General features: G+C 73.0%; 15 protein-coding genes. All 15 read left to right on the top strand.

What is annotated here, in order from left to right; translation table 11 throughout:
* The coding region (locus MNZ27_RS20050; protein WP_242395865.1) for a 4Fe-4S dicluster domain-containing protein at positions 1-1,961 on the top strand (1,961 nt) is incomplete at its 5' end.
* Positions 1,958-3,391, top strand: coding sequence for an NrfD/PsrC family molybdoenzyme membrane anchor subunit (gene nrfD / locus MNZ27_RS20045; RefSeq protein ID WP_242395864.1), 1,434 nt, complete (start codon positions 1,958-1,960; stop codon positions 3,389-3,391). The genes MNZ27_RS20050 and nrfD, both read left to right, overlap by 4 nt.
* Complete coding sequence (locus MNZ27_RS20040) at positions 3,388-3,915, top strand: DUF3341 domain-containing protein (RefSeq protein ID WP_242395863.1); 528 nt, start codon at positions 3,388-3,390, stop codon at positions 3,913-3,915. The genes nrfD and MNZ27_RS20040 overlap by 4 nt, the downstream gene beginning before the upstream one ends.
* Positions 3,912-4,487, top strand: coding sequence for a c-type cytochrome (locus tag MNZ27_RS20035; protein ID WP_242395862.1), 576 nt, complete (start codon positions 3,912-3,914; stop codon positions 4,485-4,487). The genes MNZ27_RS20040 and MNZ27_RS20035 overlap by 4 nt, the downstream gene beginning before the upstream one ends.
* On the top strand, positions 4,484-5,665 hold the full coding sequence (locus MNZ27_RS20030; RefSeq protein WP_242395861.1) for a hypothetical protein: 1,182 nt from the start codon (positions 4,484-4,486) through the stop codon (positions 5,663-5,665). Before MNZ27_RS20035 ends, MNZ27_RS20030 begins: the two co-directional genes overlap by 4 nt.
* Positions 5,662-6,096, top strand: a complete 435-nt coding sequence (locus tag MNZ27_RS20025; protein WP_242395860.1) for a hypothetical protein — start codon at positions 5,662-5,664, stop codon at positions 6,094-6,096. Before MNZ27_RS20030 ends, MNZ27_RS20025 begins: the two co-directional genes overlap by 4 nt.
* Positions 6,093-6,956 (top strand): SCO family protein, encoded by an 864-nt coding sequence (locus MNZ27_RS20020; protein ID WP_242395859.1) that lies wholly within the window; start codon positions 6,093-6,095, stop codon positions 6,954-6,956. Before MNZ27_RS20025 ends, MNZ27_RS20020 begins: the two co-directional genes overlap by 4 nt.
* Entirely contained in the window at positions 6,953-8,011 is a 1,059-nt protein-coding gene (coxB, locus tag MNZ27_RS20015; protein ID WP_242395858.1) for a cytochrome c oxidase subunit II, read from the top strand. Before MNZ27_RS20020 ends, coxB begins: the two co-directional genes overlap by 4 nt.
* Positions 7,983-9,653 (top strand): cbb3-type cytochrome c oxidase subunit I, encoded by a 1,671-nt coding sequence (locus MNZ27_RS20010; protein WP_242395857.1) that lies wholly within the window; start codon positions 7,983-7,985, stop codon positions 9,651-9,653. Before coxB ends, MNZ27_RS20010 begins: the two co-directional genes overlap by 29 nt.
* Complete coding sequence (locus tag MNZ27_RS20005) at positions 9,643-10,272, top strand: cytochrome c oxidase subunit 3 family protein (protein WP_242395856.1); 630 nt, start codon at positions 9,643-9,645, stop codon at positions 10,270-10,272. The genes MNZ27_RS20010 and MNZ27_RS20005 overlap by 11 nt, the downstream gene beginning before the upstream one ends.
* Before the next feature lie 17 nt (positions 10,273-10,289).
* Positions 10,290-10,688, top strand: coding sequence for a cytochrome C oxidase subunit IV family protein (locus MNZ27_RS20000; RefSeq protein WP_242395855.1), 399 nt, complete (start codon positions 10,290-10,292; stop codon positions 10,686-10,688).
* Between the two features lie 165 nt (positions 10,689-10,853).
* Positions 10,854-11,237, top strand: a complete 384-nt coding sequence (locus MNZ27_RS19995) for a sensory rhodopsin transducer (RefSeq protein ID WP_242395854.1) — start codon at positions 10,854-10,856, stop codon at positions 11,235-11,237.
* Positions 11,234-13,012, top strand: a complete 1,779-nt coding sequence (locus MNZ27_RS19990) for a thiamine pyrophosphate-requiring protein (RefSeq protein WP_242395853.1) — start codon at positions 11,234-11,236, stop codon at positions 13,010-13,012. Before MNZ27_RS19995 ends, MNZ27_RS19990 begins: the two co-directional genes overlap by 4 nt.
* A 2-nt stretch (positions 13,013-13,014) precedes the next feature.
* Positions 13,015-14,112 (top strand): enolase C-terminal domain-like protein, encoded by a 1,098-nt coding sequence (locus tag MNZ27_RS19985; protein WP_242395852.1) that lies wholly within the window; start codon positions 13,015-13,017, stop codon positions 14,110-14,112.
* A gap of 245 nt (positions 14,113-14,357) precedes the next feature.
* Positions 14,358-17,431, top strand: a 3,074-nt coding sequence (locus MNZ27_RS19980) for an FAD-binding and (Fe-S)-binding domain-containing protein (protein ID WP_242395851.1), incomplete at its 3' end; no start/stop codon positions are given.

Here is a 17,431-nt window from a genome sequence, read left to right as displayed (position 1 = left end):
GGGCGAGCGCGAAGGCCGCCGCCGCCGTCGCGGCCGACCTCGCGCGGGCGCGCGGCCGCTCGCTGGTCGCCGCCGGCGCGCGGCAGCCGGCGGCGGTCCACGCCCTGGTCGCGGTCATGAACGCCGCGCTCGGGAACGCGGGCCGCACCGTGACGTACCGCCCGACCGCGCTCCTCGATCCCGACGCCGGGCCGGCCCGCCTCGCCGCCCTCGCGAGGGAGCTCGCGGCCGGGCAGGTGGACACCCTCGTCGTCACGGCCTGGAACCCGCTCCACACCGCGCCGGCCGACCTGCGCCTGCGGGAGCTGTTCCCGCGGGTGAAGGACTCCGTCGTCCTCGCGTACCGCGACGACGAGACGGTGCGGGCGTCCGGCTGGCGGCTCGCCGCCAGCCACCCCCTCGAGTCGTGGGGCGACCTCCGCGCCCGGGACGGGACCATCTCGGTGGTCCAGCCGCTCGTGCAGCCGCTCCGCGCGAGCCTCACCGAGGTCGAGCTCCTCGCGGCCTTCCTCGACGAGGGCGACCGGGGGGCCTGGCGGCTCGTCCGCGACGGCTGGCGCGCGCGGGTCGGCGAGCAGGGGTTCGACGCGCGGTGGGACGGGTGGCTCGCCGCGGGCGTGGCGGCCGGCACCGCGAACGCCCCCGAGGCGGTGGAGCCCGACGCGGGCCAGGTCGCCGAGGCGGTCCGGGCCGTCCCCGCGCCGGCGCCCGGCCTCGAGGTCTCGTTCGTCCCCTCCTACAAGGTGCTCGACGGGCGGTACCTCGAGAACGCCTGGCTCCAGGAGTTCCCCGACCCGGTGACGAAGCTCACCTGGGACAACGCCGCGCTCCTCTCGCCGGCGACGGCGGCGCGCCTCGGGATCGCCCGGGGCGACCAGGTCGTGCTCGCCCGCGCCGGGCGCGAGGTCACCGCCGCCGCGCTGATCCTGCCCGGCCACGCCGACGAGGCGGTGACGCTCCCGCTCGGCTTCGGCCAGGCGGTGACGGGCGCGGTGGGGGCCGGCACCGGCTTCGACGCGTACCGGCTCCGCACCGCGGACGCGCCGTGGTTCGCGGGCGGCCTCGAGGTGCGGCGGACCGGGGAGCGCTACCCGCTCGCGACCACGCAGGAGCACTTCCAGATGCTCGGGCGCGCGATCGCGCTCTCCTTCGACGCGGCGCGCTTCCCGCGCGAGAAGGCCGGGCTCGACGCGCACCGCGGCCCGGAGCCGACGATCCAGCGGCCGATCGACTACACGCACCAGGACTACCGCTGGGGCATGGCGATCGACCTCTCCCGCTGCATCGGCTGCGGCGCCTGCACCGTCGCGTGCCAGGCCGAGAACAACATCCCGGTGGTGGGCAAGACCCAGGTGCTCCGCAGCCGCGAGATGCACTGGCTCCGGGTGGACCGGTACTTCGAGGGGTCGCCGGAGGACCCGCGGACCGTCTCGCAGCCGCTCGCGTGCGTCCACTGCGAGGCGGCGCCGTGCGAGTACGTCTGCCCGGTGAACGCCACCGTCCATGGGGACGAGGGCCTCAACGAGATGGTCTACAACCGGTGCGTCGGCACCCGGTATTGCTCGAACAACTGTCCGTACAAGGTCCGGCGGTTCAACTGGCTCGACTGGCACGCCGACATGCCGGCCGTCCAGAAGCTGCTCCAGAACCCGGACGTCACCGTGCGCGCCCGGGGCGTGATGGAGAAGTGCACGTACTGCGTCCAGCGCATCGAGCGGGCGCGGATCGGCGCGCGCTCGGCGGGGCGGAAGATCGGCGGCGACGAGATCCAGCCCGCCTGCCAGCAGGCGTGCCCGGCCGAGGCGATCATCTTCGGCAACCTGAACGACCCCCGGAGCGCGGTCTCCCGGCTGCACGCCGACGAGCGCCGCTACGACCTGCTGCACGAGCTCGGCACCCGCCCGCGCACCGCCTACCTGGTCCAGCTCCGCAACCCGAACCCCGACCTCGAGCGCGCATGAGCACCGGCCCCGAGACCGAGACCGTCGTTCCCCGCGCGGTCGATCCGCTCGAGCCGGTGCCGGTGCTGGTGGGGCGGCCCTCCGACCGCGCGCTGACGGAGAGCCTCCTCACGCCGGTGCTCGGCCCCGTGAAGAAGGGCTGGCTGCTGCTCCTCGCGCTGCTCCTCGGGGTGATGGGGCTCTGGCTCGTCGCGCTCACGCTCACGGTGTTCGTGGGCATCGGCGTGTGGGGCAACAACATCCCCGTCGCGTGGGCCTTCGACATCACCAACTTCGTCTGGTGGATCGGCATCGGCCACGCCGGGACGCTCATCAGCGCGATCCTCCTCCTGTTCCAGCAGAAGTGGCGGACCTCCATCAACCGCTTCGCCGAGGCGATGACGCTCTTCGCGGTCGCGATGGCCGGCATGTACCCGATCATCCACCTCGGCCGCCCGTGGCTCTTCTGGTGGCTCATCCCGTACCCGGCGACGACCGGCGTCTGGCCGAACTTCAAGAGCGCGCTCCCCTGGGACGTGTTCGCGATCTCGACCTACGCGACGGTGTCACTCCTGTTCTGGTACCTCGGCCTCATCCCCGACCTCGCCACCCTGCGCGACGCGGCGGCGAGCCGGCTTCAGCGGCGCGTCTACGGGATCATGTCGTTCGGGTGGCGCGGCTCGGCCCGGCACTGGCAGCACTGGCGCATCGGCTACCTGCTCATGGCGGGGCTCTCCACCCCGCTCGTCCTCTCCGTCCACACCATCGTCTCCTTCGACTTCGCGATCTCCCAGCTCCCCGGCTGGCACACGACGATCTTCCCGCCCTACTTCGTGGCGGGCGCGATCTTCAGCGGCTTCGCCATGGTGGTGACGCTGATGGTGCCCGCGCGGAAGGTCTTCGGGTTCGAGCACGTGGTGACGCTGCGTCACCTCGACAACATGGCGAAGGTGCTCCTCGCGACGGGGCTGATGGTCGCCTACGGCTACGCGATGGAGTGGTTCATCGCCTGGTACTCCGGCGACGACGCGGAGTGGTTCGCCTTCCTGAACCGGGCGGTCGGCGACTACTCCTGGATCTTCGCCATCCAGATGTTCTGCAACGTGGTGGCGCCGCAGGTGCTCTGGTCGGCACGGTTCCGCCGCAGCCCGCTGGCCCTCTTCGTCGTCTCGATCCTCGTCAACGTGGGGATGTGGGCGGAGCGGTTCGTCATCATCGCGGTCTCGCTCACGCGCGACTTCCTCCCCGGCTCGTGGGCGAACTACACGCCGACCTGGGTGGACTGGAGCCTGCTCTTCGGCTCGATCGCGACCTTCGGCGTGCTCTTCATGCTCTTCCTGCGCTTCATCCCGGCGATCCCGATCTCCGAGGTGAAGGAGCTCCGGCACGAGCTCTCGCACGGCGACCACGAGCGCGCCCGCGCGGCGCAGGCCCAGGCGGAGCGATCATGAAGGCCCTCGTCCTCGGAGAGTTCGGCGAGCAGGCGGCGCTCCTCGACGCCGCGCGGAGCCTGCGCGCGCGCGGCGGGGCGCGCCTCGACCTCCACTCGCCGTACCCGCTCGAGGGCGCCGACGAGGTCCTCGGGCTGAAGCCGTCCACCGTGCCGCTCGTCGTGCTCGTCGCCGGCGTGATCGGCGCGATCTCCGGGTACCTGCTCCAGTGGTACACGGTCGGCTACGACTGGCCGCTCAACGTCGGCAACCGGCCGCCGCACAGCCCGGCGGCCTTCATCCCCGTCACGTTCGAGCTCGGGGTCCTGTTCGCGGCGCTCGCCATCTTCTTCGGGCTGCTCGCGGCCTGGTTCGGGTTCCCCCGCGTCCACCACCCGGTCTTCGAGGTCGAGGCCTTCCGCTCGGCGACCATCGACGGGCTGTGGCTGTCCGCCGAGGTGGAGGGGAAGGACGCCGAGGGGATCGCGGCCGAGCTGCGCCGCCTCGGGGCGCGCCAGGTCTCGATCGTACCGGAGGCGACATGAGCCGCCGCCCGTCCGCCGCCGCGATCCTCGCGCTCCTCGCGCTCACGGGCTGCCCCCGGCTCGACCCGATGCAGCGACAGCTCAAGTACAAGGCGTACCAGGAGAACCGGCTCGCCCCGGACGGGCTCGCGATGCTCCAGCCGCCCGCCGGGACCGTGCCGTACGGCCCGCCGCTCGATCCCGTGGTCGCCACCGGTCTGGGCCCGGACGGGAAGCCGGTGGCGGTGATGCCCTTCGCGCCCGACGCCAGGATGCTCGCCCGCGGCCGGGTGCGGTTCGACACGAACTGCGCCGCGTGCCACGGGGTGCTCGGCGACGGGGAGAGCCAGGTGGCGCTCAACATGTCGCTCCGCCGGCCTCCGTCCCTCCACCTCTACCGGGAGCTCCCGGACGGCTACATCTTCCAGATCATCACGATGGGCTTCGGGTTGATGCCCTCCTATCGCCACCTCACGGTGGATGACCGCTGGGCGGTCGTCGCGTACGTCCGCGCCCTCCAGCTCAGCCAGCACGTGACCGTGGGTCGGGTCCCGCCGGAGGTGCGGCGGCGCCTCGAGCAGGAGGGCCGATGACGTTGAGCCCCTACCAGGGCGGCCGCAGGCTGCTCTCGATCTCCGCCGCCGTCGGCGCGGCGGGGCTCGCGCTCACCGCGCTGGGGAGCGCCCTCGACCCGCGCCGCGCGGTGTACGCGTACCTCGTCGCGTTCGTGTACTGGCTGGGGATCGCCCTCGGCGCCCTGATCCTGCTCGGGAGCCTCCACGCCTCGAGCGCGAAGTGGTCGGTGGTGCTCCGGCGGTTCCTCGAGCACGTGCCGGCGGTGCTCCCGCTTTTCGCCGTCCTGTTCGTCCCGATCGTGCTCGGGCGCCACCAGCTCTTCCCGTGGGCGGATCCCGGCGCGCTCGAGGGGGAGCTGCGCGAGGCGGTGGCGCACAAGGCCCGCTACCTGAACGTCCCGTTCTTCGTCGCCCGCGCCGCGTTCTACTTCGTCTGCTGGATCGCGGTCGCCCACTTCCTCCGGGCCTGGTCGCTTCGGCAGGACGCGGCGGGGGGCGTGACCCTGACCCGGTGGCAGCGGCGGCTCGGGGCCGGGTCGCTCCCGCTCCTCGGCCTCACCGCCTCGTTCGCGGCCTTCGACTGGATCATGTCGATCGACCCGCGGTTCTACTCGACCATCTTCGGCGTCTACTGGTGGGCGGGCAGCTTCATGGGCGCGTTCGCCGTGACGAACGTCGCGGCCTTCGCGACCCGCGGCGACCCGAGCCAGTTCGGCGCGCACATGAACCTCGACCACTTCCACGCGCTCGGGAAGTACCTGCTCGCGTTCGTCGCGTTCTGGGCCTACATCGCCTTCTCGCAGTTCATGCTGATCTGGATCGCGAACGTGCCGGAGGAGGTGCCCTGGTACATCCTCCGGATCAACGGCGGGTGGCTCTGGGTCGGCGTCTTCCTGGTCCTGTTCCACTTCCTGGTCCCGTTCTTCGCGCTGCTCCAGCGGGCCGTGACACGGAGCCCGCGCCGGCTGGCGCTCGTGTCGGTCGGCCTCCTCGTCGTCCACTGGGTGGACCTGTACTGGCTGATCATGCCGCACCTCGACGCGCGCGGGCCGCGCTTGTCGCCGTGGGACCTCACCGCGTTCGTGGGCGTCGGCGGCGTCGCCGTGGCGTTCACGGTGTGGCGGATGCGCGGGACGCTCGCGATCCCGGTCCGCGATCCCTACCTCGAGGTCTCGCTGAGGTACCTGCCGCGATGAGCACGAACACCGAGCGCCCGGGCGCCGGGTCCGCGGAGGAGCACGGCCCCCGGTCCGAGGAGGACCGGATCTCCACCCTCGCCGTCGTCGCCGTCGGCCTGGGCGCGCTCCTCGTCTTCACCCTGGCCTCCCTGACCGCGGCGTCCTACCTGCACCGGCGGTACGTCGAGCGCGGCCCCATCGCGATCCCGCCCGAGGTGGGGGCCTCCAAGATCGGGCTGGTCGAGCAGCAGCTCTTCTCCGGGGGCCCGCTGCGCGGCGAGCGCGATCGCGCCCGGCGCCTGGAGCGGCTCGGCTCCTACGGCTGGGTGGACCGGGGGGCCGGCGTCGTGCACGTGCCGATCGAGGAGGCGATGGCGCTCGTGGCGCGCGGCGCGCGGCCGGAGGGCGCGCCGGCCGCCGGGGCGGCGCCGCCGGAGGGCCAGCCATGACGGGGAGGCCCGGTCGCCTCGTCGCGGCGATCGCCGCGCTGGGCCTCGCCGCCGCGGCGCCGGCCCGGGCGCAGCTCCGGTCGGGCGAGCAGCCGCGCGCGCCGTCCACCGGGGCGCCGCCGCCGGTGGCGCTCGGATCGGTCGGCATCGACGAGCGGCTCTCCGCGCAGGTCCCGCTCGACACCACGTTCACCGACTGGCGCGGCCGACCGTTCCTGCTGCGGAGCGCGTTCGACGGGAGGAAGCCGGTCGTCCTCACGCTCGTCTACTACGACTGCCCGATGCTCTGCGGCCTCATCCTCTCCGGGCTCGCGAAGGCGATGCGCGAGAACGGGCTCGTCCTCGGCAAGGACTACGAGGCGGTCACGATCTCCTTCGACCCGGATGAGCGGCCGGCACAGGGGGCGGAGCGCCGGCGCGGCTACCTCCAGTCGCTCGGCCGGACCGAGGCCGGCGAGGACTGGCCGTTCCTGGTCGGCACCGCCCGGGCGTCGCGGGCGGTCGCGGACGCGGTGGGTTTCCACTACGTGAAGGACGAGCGGTCCGGCGAGTGGGCCCACCTCGCCGCGATCATGGTGCTCACGCCGGACGGGAAGGTGTCGCGCTACCTGTACGGGATCGAGTACCCGCCGAAGCAGTTCCGCCTCGCCGTGGTGGAGGCGGCCGGCGGCCGGATCGGGACCAGCTTCGATCGGCTCCTCCTCACCTGCTACCGCTACGATCCCGCCTCGCGGAAGTACGAGCCCTACGCGATCGGCATCATGCGCGCGGGCGCGCTCGCGGTGCTGGTGGCCCTCTCCGCGCTGATCGGAGGCCTCTTCTGGCGCGAGCGGCGGGGGAGGGGGAGGAGGCCCGCGTGAACGAGCTCATGCGCAGGGTGCTCTTCCTCCCCGAGCAGGCGAGCGAGTACGCCCGGGGCGTGGACCGCCTGCACTTCTTCGTGATCCTCACCACGATGGTCGCGGCCACCGGCGTGTTCGGGACCGCGCTCTACTTCTTCGTCCGCTACCGCCGGCGCTCCGACACGGACGTGACGCCGCACGTGACGCCGCGCCCGATCCACGAGATCCTCTTCATCGGCGGTCCGCTCACGCTCTTCCTCGTCTGGTTCGCGATCGGCTTCCCGCAGTACGTCTCGCTCCAGACGCCGCCCAAGGACGCGATGGACGTCTACGTCCAGGGCAAGAAGTGGATGTGGAAGTTCGCGTACCCGGGCGGTCCGAGCGCGGTGGACACCCTCCGGGTCCCGGCGGGGCGGCCGGTCCGGCTCCTCATCACCTCGCGCGACGTGATCCACTCGTTCTTCGTCCCCGCGCTGCGCGTGAAGCAGGACGCCCTCCCCGGCCGATACACGGAGACCTGGTTCGACGCCGATCGGCCCGGCCGCTACCAGATCTTCTGCGCGGAGTTCTGCGGGATCGGCCACTCGTCGATGCTCGGGGAGGTGGTGGTGATGCCGGCGGAGGAGTTCGACGCGTGGATCGCCGACCAGCGCAAGGGGCTCACGCGCGCGCAGGACGCGGCGCCGGCGCCCGGCGAGCCGGTGCGGGCCGCCTCGAGCGTCGTGGACGAGGGGCGCCGGATCGCCGCCGAGCAGGGCTGCCTCAAGTGCCACTCGATCGACGGGTCGCCGCACATCGGACCGACCTGGCTCAACCTGTACCTGCGCCACGAGAAGCTGAAGGACGGCCGCACCGTCGTCGCCGACGAGGGCTACCTCACGAAGTCGATGATGGATCCCGGCGCGGACATCGTCGCGGGCTACCAGAACGTCATGCCCACCTTCCAGGGCAAGCTCGCCCCGCCCGAGGCCGCCGCCGTCGTCGAGTACATCAAGTCCCTGCAGACGGCCGCCGGCGTGTCCGGCCCGTCCGAGCCGCCGATCTATGAGCCCGTCAAGCGCCCCCGTCAGTGAGGTCCCCGCGTACAACCCGCGGAACTACCTGAACTCGCCGGCCACGGGCCTGCGGTCCTGGCTCACCACCCGCGATCACAAGCGGATCGGCGTGATGTTCCTCGTGGCGACGACGTTCTTCTTCGCCGTCGGCGGCCTCTTCGCCATGCTCATCCGGATCGAGCTGCTCACGCCCGGCCCGACGATCGTGGACGCGATGACGTACAACCGGCTCTTCACGCTCCACGGCGTGGTCATGATCTTCCTGTTCATGATCCCGGCCATCCCGAGCGGCTTCGGCAACTTCCTCCTGCCGATCATGCTCGGCGCGAGGGACGTCGCCTTCCCGAGGCTGAACCTGTTGAGCTTCTACGTGTACCTGCTCGGCGCGACCATCGCCCTGTGGGGCATGATCCACGGCGGCGCGGACACCGGCTGGACCTTCTACACGCCCTACTCGACCCAGACCGTGACGAAGGTCGTGCCGATCCTGCTCGGCGCGTTCATCCTCGGCTTCTCCTCGATCCTCACCGGGCTGAACTTCATCGTGACCACGCACACGCTGCGCGCGCCGGGCATGACCTGGACGCGGATGCCGCTCTTCATCTGGTCGATCTACGCGACGTCGGTGATCCAGATCCTCGCGACCCCGGTGCTCGGGATGACCCTGCTCCTGGTCGCGATCGAGAACGCCTTCGGCTGGGGGATCTTCGATCCCGCCCGCGGCGGCGATCCGGTGCTCTTCCAGCACTTCTTCTGGTTCTACTCGCACCCCGCCGTCTACATCATGGTGCTCCCGGCGATGGCGGTGATCTCCGAGGTGGTCTGCACCTTCTCCCACAAGAACATCTTCGGCTACAACGCGGTCGCCTACTCGTCCCTCGGGATCGCCTTCGTCGGCTTCTTCACCTGGGGGCACCACCTCTTCACCTCGGGGCAGTCCGCGTTCGACGCCGGCATCTTCGGCGTCCTCTCGATGTTCGTGGGCATCTTCACGGCCATCAAGGTCTTCAACTGGACGGCGACCCTCTACAAGGGATCGATCTCCTTCAAGACGCCGTTCGCGTACTTCGTGGGCTTCCTGTTCTTCCTGGTGTTCGGCGGGATGACCGGCATCGCCCTCGCGACCGTGTCCCTCGACGTCCACTGGCAGGACACCTACTTCGTCGTGGCGCACTTCCACTTCATCATGGTGGGCGCCACGATCATGGCGTTCCTCGCGGCGCTCCACTACTGGTTCCCGAAGATCACCGGCCGGACCTACCCCGAGGGCTGGGGGCTCGTCGGGGCGACCCTGGTGATCCTCGGCTTCAACTTCACCTTCATCCCGCAGTTCCTCCTGGGGAACGAGGGGATGCCGCGCCGGTACTACGCGTACCCGGAGCGGTTCTGGCCGCTGAACGTGGCGTCCACCGCCGGCGCGTCGGTGCTCGCCTTCGGGCTCGTGCTGATCCTCGTCTACCTGCTCGTGTCGCTGCGGTCGGGGCCGGTGGCGGGCCCGAACCCGTGGCACTCGCGCGGCTTCGAGTGGTTCGTCCCCTCGCCGCCGCCGCCGGAGAACTGGGAGGTGACGCCCGTGATCACCCACCCGCCGCACGACTACCATCACGCCGGCGAGGCTCCGCCCGGCGGCGTCGAGCCCGAGCCGAGACATGCAAGCTAGCCCGCTCGCGCATCACTTCGAGTCGCTCGAGAAGCAGGCGCACGCGGCCCGCCTCGGGATGTGGCTGTTCCTCGCCACCGAGGTGCTGCTCTTCACGGCGCTCTTCGCCGCGTACGGCGTCTACCGCTTCCTGTACCCGGAGGGCTTCGCCCAGTCGTCGCGCTCCATCGAGACCTGGATCGGGTTCGTGAACACGCTCGTCCTGGTGACGAGCTCGTTCACGGTGGCGATGGGGCTCGACGCGGCGGTGAAGGGGAACGGGCGGCGGACCGCGCTCCTGTTCGCGGCCTCGGTCGGGCTCGCGCTGGTGTTCCTCGGCTTCAAGGCGATCGAGTACGCCCACCACTTCCAGGAGGGGCAGCTCCCGGGGCGCTACTACACGTTCGAGGGGGTGCAGGCGCCCGGCGCGTCGCTCTACTTCTCCCTCTACTTCCTCATCACCGGCCTGCACGCGATCCACGTGATCATCGGGATGTCGGCGCTCGCGATCGTGGGCGCGCTCGCGTGGCGCGGGAGGTTCACCGGCGAGTACCACATCCCCGTCGAGCTCGCCGGCCTGTACTGGCACCTCGTCGATCTCGTCTGGATCTTCGTGTTCCCGCTCATCTACCTGATCTGACCCGAAGCGAGCCCGCCATGGCCGAACAGGAGCCGATCGCCCGCGCCGAGCAGGAGCTCGAGCACCACGCGCACGCCGGACGCTACGCGCTGGTCTGGATAGCCCTCCTCGTCCTGACCGTCACCACGTACCTGGCGGCCCGGGCGCCCCTGCCGGGCGGGTGGCACGTGGCGGTCGCGCTCGTCATCGCGACGGCGAAGGGGTCGCTCGTCGTCCTCTTCTTCATGCACCTGTGGGATCAGCGCGGCGCGAACCGGCTCGTCTTCGCGACCTCCCTCGTGTTCGTCGCGCTGCTCGTCGGGCTCACCCTGCTCGACAACGCCACCCGGTTCCCGCTCGCGAACCCGCCGGGCTCCGCGGGCGCCCTGCCGGCGGGCGGGGCGAACCGCGAGCCGGCGCCCGAGGCCCCCCGCTAGCAGCGGCGCCGCGACGGCGCTCGCCCCGCCGTCGCTCGCCTCGACGGCCGCCCCACTCGCCGCGCGCGAGGCCCTCCGCCGCGTGGCCCTCGCGGGCCGCTGGGGCCGTCCCTACCGTTCCTGCATGCGCGCGGGCGCGTGCGCCGCGGTCGGGGAGGGGCTCCTTTGAGCATCGGACATCGGACCTGGGCCATCGCCGAGGGATGGCTCCCGCCGCGCGCGGGCGGGCAGGGGCGCGCGCTCGAGAGCCACGAGGCCGCCTGCGTGCTCAACGCCGGCGACCGGGACGCGCACCTCGACATCGAGGTGTTCTTCGTGGACCGGGAGCCCGCCGGCCCGTACCGGGTCACCGTCCCCGCGCGCCGGACGCTTCACCTCCGGTACGACGACCTCGAGTCGCCGGAGCCGGTGCCGCGGGGCGTCGCGTTCTCGAGCGTGCTCCGCTCCGACGTCCCGGTGGTGATCCAGCACACCCGCCTCGACGCGCGCGACGAGGCGATGACGCTCATGACCACCATGGCGCACCCGGTGGTCGGGGAGGGCGCATGACCGTCGGCGAGTACCTGCTGCGCCGCCTCGTCGCCTGGGGCGTGGACCGCGTCTACGGCTACCCGGGCGATGGCATCAACGGCATCTTCTCCGCGTTCCACCCGGTGAAGGAGCTCCGCCTGATCCAGGTCCGCCACGAGGAGATGGCGGCCTTCATGGCGTGCGCGCACGCGAAGTTCACGGGGCGCCCCGGGGTGTGCATGGCGACCTCGGGCCCCGGCGCGATCCACCTCCTGAACGGCCTCTACGACGCGCGGATGGATCACCAGCCGGTGGTGGCGATCGTCGGCCAGACGGCGCGCGCGGCGATGGGCGGGAGCTACCAGCAGGAGGTCGATCTCCAGACCCTCTTCAAGGACGTCGCCCGCGAGTACGTGCAGACCATGATGGTGCCGTCGCAGGCCCGTCACCTCGTCGATCGGGCGTTCCGCATCGCCCAGGCCGAGCGGACCGTCACCGCGGTGATCGTGCCGAACGACCTGCAGGAGGAGAAGTACGAGGCGCCGCCGCACGGGCACGCGACCATTCACAGCGGGATGGGCTGGGCCGCACCCCGGGTCCTGCCCTGCGAGGAGGATCTCCGGCGGGCGGCCGACGTCCTGAACGCCGGCCAGCGCGTGGCGATGCTGGTCGGCGCGGGCGCGCGGGCGGCCGGCGCGGAGGTGCGCGCGGTCGCCGAGCGGCTCGGCGCGGGGGTCGCGAAGGCGCTCCTCGGCAAGCAGGTGCTCCCGGACGACCTGCCGTGGGTCACCGGCGCGATCGGCCTCCTGGGCACGAAGCCCTCGTGGACGCTGATGAGCGAGTGCGACACGCTGCTCATGGTCGGCTCGTCCTTCCCGTACCCGGAGTTCCTGCCCCGCGAGGGCCAGGCGCGCGGCGTCCAGATCGACCTCGACGGGCGGATGCTCTCGATCCGTTACCCGATGGAGGTGAACCTCGTCGGCGACGCGGGGGAGACGCTGCGGGCGCTGCTGCCGCTCCTCCGGCCGCGCGAGGACCGGCGCTGGCGCGACCAGATCGAGGGCGAGGTCCGGCGGTGGTGGGAGGTGCTCGAGGCGCGCGCCATGAACCCCGCGAGCCCGGTGAACCCCCAGCGCGTCTTCTGGGAGCTCTCGCCGCGCCTCCCCGACGGCTGCATCCTCTCGGCCGACTCGGGCTCGAGCGCGAACTGGTACGCGCGCGACGTGAGGCTGCGCGACGGGATGATGGCGTCGCTCTCCGGCAACCTCGCGACGATGGGGCCCGCGGTGCCGTACGCGATCTCGGCCAAGTTCGCCTTCCCGGACCGCGTGGTGATCGCGCTGGCCGGCGACGGCGCCCTCCAGATGAACGGGATGGCCGAGCTCATCACGATCTCGAAGTACTGGCGGGAGTGGAAGGACCCGCGGCTGGTGGTGCTGGTCCTCGCCAACCGGGACCTGAACCAGGTGACCTGGGAGCAGCGGGTCATGGCCGGCGACGCCAAGCTCGAGGCGTCGCAGGACCTGCCCGCGGTGGACTACGCCGCGTTCGCGGAGTCCCTCGGGCTCGCCGCGGCGCGGATCGAGCGGCCGGAGGACGTCGGGCCGGCCTGGGACCGGGCCCTCTCGGCCGATCGCCCGTGCCTCGTCCAGGCGCGGACCGATCCGAACGTGCCGCCGCTGCCCCCGCACATCACCTTCGAGCAGGCGAAGGGGTACGTGTCGTCGATCCTGAAGGGCGACCCCGATCGCGGCGCGATGATCCTCGACTCCTGGCGCGACGCGATCAAGTCGTTCTTCCCGCACGGAAGGTGACCGTGGCCCGCCCCGACGCGACCGTGGAGGCGATCGCCGCCGCCGCGTACCGCGTCCCGACCGACCGCCCGGAGTCGGACGGGACGCTCTCCTGGGACTCCACCACGCTCGTCGCGGTGGAGGTGGCGGGCGGCGGCGCCCGTGGGTTCGGCTACACCTACGCCGACGCGAGCGCGGCCGGCCTCGCCGCGGGCCTCCTCGGCGACGCGGTCCGCGGCGCCGACGCGCTCGATCCGCCCGCGGCCCACCGCGCGCTGCGGCGCGCGATCCGGAACGCCGGCGCGGGCGGCGCGGGCGGGATGGCGCTCTCGGCGGTGGACGTCGCGCTCTGGGATCTGAAGGGCAAGCTGCTGGGGCTGCCGCTCGCGGTGCTGATCGGGCGCGCGCACGCGGCCGTGCCGGTCTACGGGAGCGGCGGCTTCTGCTCGTACGGTGAGCGCGAGCTGGAGGAGCAGCTCGGCGAGTGGGCCGCGCAGGGCTTCCCGGCGGTGAAGATGAAGGTCGGGCGGGACGCGCGCGCCGACCCGGACCGCGTCCGGATCGCGCGCGCGGCGATCGGCGGCGCGGGGCTGTTCGTGGACGCGAACGGGGCGTACACGCGCAAGCAGGCGCTCGCGCTCGCCGACGTCTTCGCCGGCGAGGGCGTCACCTGGCTCGAGGAGCCGGTCTCCTCGGACGATCTCGCGGGCCTGCGGCTCGTCCGCGACCGCGCGCCCGCCGGGATGGACGTGGCGGCGGGGGAGTACGGCCACTCCCCCGCGTACTTCCGCAGGATGCTCGAGGCCGGCGCGGTGGACGTGCTCCAGGCCGACCTGACCCGCTGCGGGGGCGTGACGGGGTTCCTCGCGGCGGCGGCCGTCGCGGCGGCGTTCGCCGCGCCGCTGTCGTCGCACTGCGCCCCGGCGCTGCACGCCGCCCCGCTCTGCGCCGCCGAGACCGCGGCGCACGCCGAGTGGTTCCACGATCACGTGCGGATCGAGCGGATGCTCCTGGACGGCGCGCCGGAGCCGAGCGACGGCGTGCTCGCGCCGCAGCGCGACCGGCCCGGGTTCGGCCTCGAGCTGAAGCGGGCGGACGCGGAGAGGTACCGCGTGGGGTGAACGGGGTGAAGTGGTGACGCGGGAAGGGGGTCGGGGGGTCGGGGGTCGGGTCCGGGGACGCGTCGTGATCCGTGCCCGTCACCGTCACCGGCCTCTCCGTGACCCGTGCACCGGGTCGCGTGGCCCGTGGCCCGGTTCACGTGGTCCGACCGCGCCGTCGGATCACGGGCCAGGGGCTACGGGAGACGGGAGGCGGGCACGGGTTCGGGTTCGGGTTCGAGGACGAGGGGGACGAGATGGAGAGGATGGGAGAGGATCGCCTCGTGGTGCCGGGCATCGGACCGTCGGCGATGCCGTCGCGCCGGGTCCGCGCGGAGGAGATCCCGTACGGCGCCGATCGCCCGTTCCCGACCGAGGCCGCGCGGGCGCTCGCCGCGGATCTCGCGCGCGAGACGGGCGCGGAGGTCCGGTTCGACGACGGTGATCGCGCGCTGTACGCGACCGACGCCTCCAACTACCGGCAGGTCCCGATCGGCGTGGTCGTCCCGCGCTCGATCGAGGACGTCATCGCGACGGTGGCGATCTGCCGGCGCCATGGGGCGCCGGTCCTCTCGCGAGGCGGCGGGACGAGCCTCGCCGGCGAGTGCTGCAACGTGGCGGTGGTGATCGACTTCTCGAAGCACCTCCGCGCGATCTCCGCCCTCGACCCGGACCGCCGGATCGCCCGGGTGGAGCCCGGCCTCGTCCTCGACGCGCTCCGCGACGCGGCCGAGCGGTTCCACCTCACCTTCGGCCCGGATCCCTCGACGCACGACCACGCGACGCTCGGCGGGATGATCGGCAACGACAGCTGCGGCGTGCACTCGATGATGGCCGGGCGGACCGCCGAGAACGTCGAGCGGCTCCGGATCCTCACCTACGACGGGCTCGACGCCTGGGTCGGACCGACGGACGCGGCCGCGCTGGCCGCGGCGGAGCGCGCGGGCGGCCGCCTCGGCGGGATCCTCCGCGCGCTCGCCGACCTCCGCGACCGGTACGCGGACCTCATCCGCGCGCGCTACCCGCGCATCCCGCGGCGCGTGTCGGGGTACGACCTCGACGAGCTCCTCCCGGAGCACGGGTTCCACGTCGCGCGCGCCCTCGTCGGCTCGGAGGGGACCTGCGTCGCGATCCTCGAGGCGGAGGTGAGGCTCGTCCCGAGCCCGCCGGGACGCGCGCTGGTCGTGCTCGGCTACCCCGACATCTACGCCGCGGCGGACCACGTGCCGGACGTCCGCCGCTGGGCGCCCATCGGCCTCGAGGCGATGGACGAGCTCCTCGTCGAGGACATGCGGCGGAAGCACCTCCACGAGGAGCGCCTGCACCTGCTGCCGGAGGGCAGGGGCTGGCTCCTCGTCGAGTTCGGCGGGGCGGACCGGGACGACGCCGTCGCGAAGGCGCGCGAGGCGCTGGCGGGGCTGCGCCGGGCGGGAGGCCCCACCGCGAAGGTCTACGAGGACCGGGACGAGGAGCGCGTCGTCTGGAAGATCCGCGAGTCCGGCCTCGGCGCGAGCGCGCGCGTGCCCGGAGCGCGCGACACCTGGGAGGGCTGGGAGGACTCGGCGGTCCCGCCGGACCGGGTCGGCCCGTACCTCCGCGCGCTGCGCGCGCTCTACGACCGGTACGGCTACCAGGGCGCGCTGTACGGCCACTTCGGCCAGGGCTGCGTCCACACCCGCATCACCTTCGACCTCGCGACGCGCGCCGGCGTCGAGCGGTACCACCGCTTCACGCAGGACGCGGCGGACCTGGTGGTCTCGTTCGGCGGGTCGCTCTCGGGCGAGCACGGCGACGGGCAGTCCCGCGGCGAGCTGCTGGTGCGGATGTTCGGGCCGGAGCTCGTGGACGCGTTCCGCGCCTTCAAGCGCATCTGGGACCCCGAGTGGAAGATGAACCCGGGGAAGGTGGTGGACCCGTACCCGAACGACGTGAACCTCCGCCTCGGCCCCGGCTTCCACGAGGTCCGGCCGCGGACCTGGTTCCGGTACCCGGAGGACGCCGGCTCGTTCGGCCGGGCGGTGCTGCGCTGCGTGGGGGTCGGCGAGTGCCGCCGGGAGTCGGGCGGCGTGATGTGCCCGAGCTACCGCGCGACGCACGAGGAGCTCCACTCGACCCGCGGCCGCGCGCGGCTCCTCCACGAGATGCTGGTGGGGGACCCGGTGAAGGGCGGGTGGCGGGCGCCCGAGGTGGAGGACGCGCTCCACCTCTGCCTCTCGTGCAAGGGGTGCCGGAGCGACTGTCCGATGAGCGTGGACATGGCCACCTACAAGGCCGAGTTCCTCGCCCACCGGTACGCGGGGAGGCTCCGGCCGCGGTCGGCCTACGCGTTCGGGCTCGTGATGCAATGGGCGCGGCTCGCGGCGATCGCGCCCGGCGTCGTGAACGCGGTCGGGGCGGCGCCCGGGCTGTCCGCGCTCGCGAAGGCGCTCGCCGGGATGGCGCCCGCGCGCCGGATCCCCCGGTTCGCGCCGATCACCTTCCGGCGGTGGTTCCGGGCCCGCGGCCGCGGCGGCGCCCCAGCCGCCGCGCTCCCCGCCGCGCGCCGGATCGTCCTCTTCCCGGACACGTTCACCGACTTCTTCCACCCGGAGGTCGGGACCGCTGCGGTCGAGGTGCTCCAGGACGCCGGCTACGCGGTCGAGCTGCCGCGCCGACGGCTCTGCTGCGGCCGCCCGCTCTACGATTACGGGATGCTCGACCGGGCGCGCCGGCTGCTCGACCGGTGCCTCGACGCGCTCGCCCCGGCGGCGAGTGCGGGGCAGCCCATCCTCGTCCTCGAGCCCTCCTGCGCGGCGGTGTTCCGGGACGAGGCCGGGCAGCTCTTCCCGGACGACCCCCGCGCCATCGCGGTGGCCCGCCAGGTGAAGGTCCTCTCCGAGCTCGTGGACGGCGACCCCGGCTTCCCGGTGGGGCGGCTCGATCGGCGCGCGCTGCTCCAGCTCCACTGCCACCACCACGCGGTGCTCGGCGAGGACGCGGAGCACCGGGTCCTCGGCCGGCTCGGCCTCGAGATCGAGCGGCCCGAGGAGGGCTGCTGCGGCATGGCCGGATCGTTCGGGTTCGAGGCGGGCGATCGCCACGACGTCTCCGTCGCATGCGGGGAGCGCGCGCTCCTGCCGGCGGTGCGTCGCGCCCCCGAGGGCGAGCTGCTCCTGGCGGACGGGTTCTCGTGCCGGACCCAGATCGAGCAGGGCACGGGGCGGCGTGCGCTGCACCTCGCCGAGGCGCTCCGGCTCGCGCGGGGACCGACGCCGGCCGGCGATCCCGGCGCGTGGGCCCGCCGGCGGCGGCCGCGGGCGGTGCGGCTCCCGCTCGCGCGCGCCGTGGCGGGCGCCGCCGT

The organism is Anaeromyxobacter oryzisoli, from assembly GCF_022690765.1.
Taxonomy (GTDB): domain Bacteria; phylum Myxococcota; class Myxococcia; order Myxococcales; family Anaeromyxobacteraceae; genus Anaeromyxobacter; species Anaeromyxobacter oryzisoli.
Note: the sequence above shows the minus strand (reverse complement) of the source record. Positions and strands in the feature narration are given on the sequence as shown.